This is a genomic window from Rhodococcus sp. 14-2470-1a, assembly GCF_002259425.1.
Lineage (GTDB): Bacteria > Actinomycetota > Actinomycetes > Mycobacteriales > Mycobacteriaceae > Rhodococcoides > Rhodococcoides fascians_E.
The window spans coordinates 1-3,565 of the sequence record NZ_NPFZ01000060.1; the positions used below are offsets into that span (position 1 = coordinate 1).

Genomic DNA, 3,565 nt, shown 5'->3' on the forward strand with positions numbered 1-3,565 from the left:
CTCGACTACCTCGGCCGTTCCGACGACCAAGTCAAGATCCGCGGCTTCCGCATCGAACTCGACGAGATCCGCACCGTCCTCGAACACCACCCCGCCGTCACCACCGCCGTCGTCATCGCCGCTGACCACCCCGGCGGCAATGACAAATACCTTGCCGCCTATTACGTCGGCACCGACGTCACCGACGACGAACTGCGGGAGCATCTGACCGCACGGGTACCGGACTACATGATCCCCACCGTCTTCATCCCCATCACCACCGTCCCGGTCACCCCCAACGGCAAACTCGACCGCCGCGCACTACCCACACCCGACCTCACCGCAGCCCTCACCGGCGGACACACACCGAGCACGGTCACCGAAACCACCCTCGCCACCGTCTTCTCCGACATCCTGCACCTGCCCACCGACACCCCACTGTCGATCGACGACGACTTCTTCCGCCTCGGCGGCGACTCCATCTCCTCCATCCAAGTCGTCACCCGAGCCCGCCGCGCCGGCATCACCATCACCGCCGCCGACATCTTCACCCACCGCACCATCAGCGCCCTGGCACGAATCGCCGACACCCACACCCAGACCCACACCGAAACCGGACCCACCACCGTCACCACCGCACCACTGCAACCCATCGCCGCCCGCTACGTAGACCGACCCGGCTTCGACCACTTCACCCAATCCTTCGTCTTCACCACCCCACCCGACCTCACCACCGACACCCTCCACCGAATCCTCACCCGCGTCATCGGACATCACCCGACCCTGCAGGGCCGCCTCGACATCGACAACTCCGGCGCACCACACTTCACCGACGCCGCCACCCCGATTGAGGTCACCACCCGACTCGACACCACCGAATTCACCGACGGTTGGTCCGGACCGCGCTGGCCTGCGTACGTCACTGCGGAGACGACACGGCTCTCCGAGCAACTCGATCCGACGAACGGGATTCTGTGGCGCGCCCTGTGGTGCACCCACTCCGGTGACACCAAGCCCAACGACACCGACTTCGGTGACACCACCGGCCGCCTCGTCATGGTCATCCACCACCTCGCCGTCGACGGAGTCTCCTGGCGCATCCTTCAAGACGACCTCGCACACGCCTGGGCACTCGACACCGGCGCCACCGACACCGACCTGCTCCCCGCCGGAACCTCCATCACCACCTGGACGCACGCACTGACCGAGCAGGATGTCACCGAGCAACTGGGTCACTGGAGCACGGTGGTGAACGCGGTCGTCCCGCTGTTCGGCGAGACCGGAATCGACCAGGAGCGCCACACCCAGGCCGCCGTCACAACTATCGACGTGAAAATCCCGGCCGGGCCCCTGATCAACAACGTCACCGCCGCACTCTCCGCCAGCGTCGAAGACATCCTCCTCACCGCAGTCACCATCGCCACCGGCACCTGGCGCGCACGCCACCACCTCGAGCCACGGCCGGTCACCATCGGCATGGAAGGCCACGGCCGCCAAGAAACAGTCGTCCCCGGCGCCGACCTCTCACGCTCGATCGGCTGGTTCACCACCTGGTACCCGATCATGGCCGACCTCACCGACCTCGACCCGATCGACACACTCACCGACCCCCACCTCGCCGCCGACGCCGTACTACGCATCAAAGACACACTCGCACGCGTCCCGGACCGCGGCATCGGCTACGGCATACTCACCCACCTCCATCCCGACACCGCCCTACCCACCACCACCCCCGACCTCGCGCTCAACTACCTCGGCAACTTCAGTGCCGGCACCGCCAAACCATGGTCCAATTCGCCGGAGTGCCCCGGAATTCGCGCGCACCTGCCGAAAAACTTGCCCGCTGCAGCAGTGGTGGATGTCAACATCGCGGTTCTCACTGGTAGCGATGGCGAGCCCATGTTCGACGGATCCTTCGCCTATGCCCAGGACATCTTGACCAGCGAACAGGCGCGCGAACTCGTCCAACTCTGGACCACCGCGTTACAGACTCTTGTCACGTACGCCAGCGGCGTAGGTGCAGGGCGCGTGCGCCGTTCCCTCACCGACTTCACCGCCAGCGGTACGACTTACGGCGACCTCACCACCTGGGACCACCGCTACGGCGACATCGCTGACGTCCAACCACTGACACCACTCCAACACGGCATGGTCTTCGAATCCATGCTCGGCGCTGTGTCCGGTACCGACGTGTACCTCACCCACACTGCGGTGACGGTGACCGGGCTGCTCGACTTGGACAGGCTCCGCATCGCCCTTGATCGACTCACGGACACACACCCCAACCTCAAGGCCGCGATCACACCCGCTGCGAACGGCGACTACGTCGCCGTCATCCCCACGCACGCGACGATCGAACTCACCGCAGTGAATGGCATCGGAGATGCAGATGCCGTGGACAAAGCCGTGGCGCGGAACCGGGAAACCGGGTTCGTTCTGGCTGACGCGCCGTTGATGCGCGTCACCGCGGTCACGACCGCAGCCGACCAGCACACCCTCATCCTGACCATCCACCACGCCATCACCGACGGCTGGTCCACCCCGCCCCTGATCGCCACACTGCTCCGCGCCTACAACAACCCCACCACACCCGCACTCCCCGACACCACCTACCCGAGCTTCCTCCACTGGCTCACCCACCACGACCACACCACCTCACTCGACACCTGGACCACCGCCCTCGCCGACGTCACCGAACCCACCCTCATCGCCACCACCAACACAGCCACCACCGACACAGCACAACCGATCGAACTCACCCACACCATCGACACCACCCTCACCGAACAACTCCACACCCTCGCCCGCACCCACAGCACCACCCTCAACACCGTCATCCACACCGCCTGGGCACTGACCCTGAACGCCATCACCGGACAACCCACCATCACCTTCGGCACCACCGTCTCCGGACGACCCGCCCACATCGACGGCATCGACACCGCCGTCGGCATGTTCCTCAACACCATCCCCACCCCCGCCCACCTCGGCCACAACCCCACCGCCGCCGAACTCCTCGACCAAATCCACCACCACAACACCACCGTCCTCGACCACCACCACACCCCACTACCGGACCTGCACCACCTCACCGGACTCCCCGCCCTCTTCGACACCCTCCTCGTCTACGAGAACTACCCCCTCGACGACAACACCGACACACACCACGACCTCGCACTCACCAGCGTCGACATCCACGACTCCACCCACTACCCCCTCACCCTCGGCATCCTGCCCACACCCACCCACATCACCATCGAACTCTCCTACCAACCACACCGCATCACCCACCACACCATCACCACCCTCACCACACTCCTCGACACCGCCCTACACACCCTCGCCACCGCACCCCACACCCGAATCGCCGCCATACCCCTACTCACCCACACCGAACGAAAGCACATCTCCGAACTCTCTTCCGGTCCGGTTGTGGTGGTGGCGGATTCGACGTTGGATGAGTTGATTCGGCGTCAGACGAATTCGTCTGCGGATGCGCTTGCGGTCGTCGACGACAGTGGACAACAGTGGACCTATACAGATCTCGACTTCCACGCAAACGCACTGGCGCACATACTGATCGAAC

The 3,565-nt window shown here is 64.9% G+C and carries 1 protein-coding gene; it reads left to right on the plus strand.

The window, feature by feature from the left end; all coding sequences use genetic code 11:
* Nucleotides 1–3,565: condensation domain-containing protein (locus CH292_RS27580; RefSeq protein WP_256978606.1), on the plus strand; the 3,565-nt coding region annotated here is incomplete at both ends.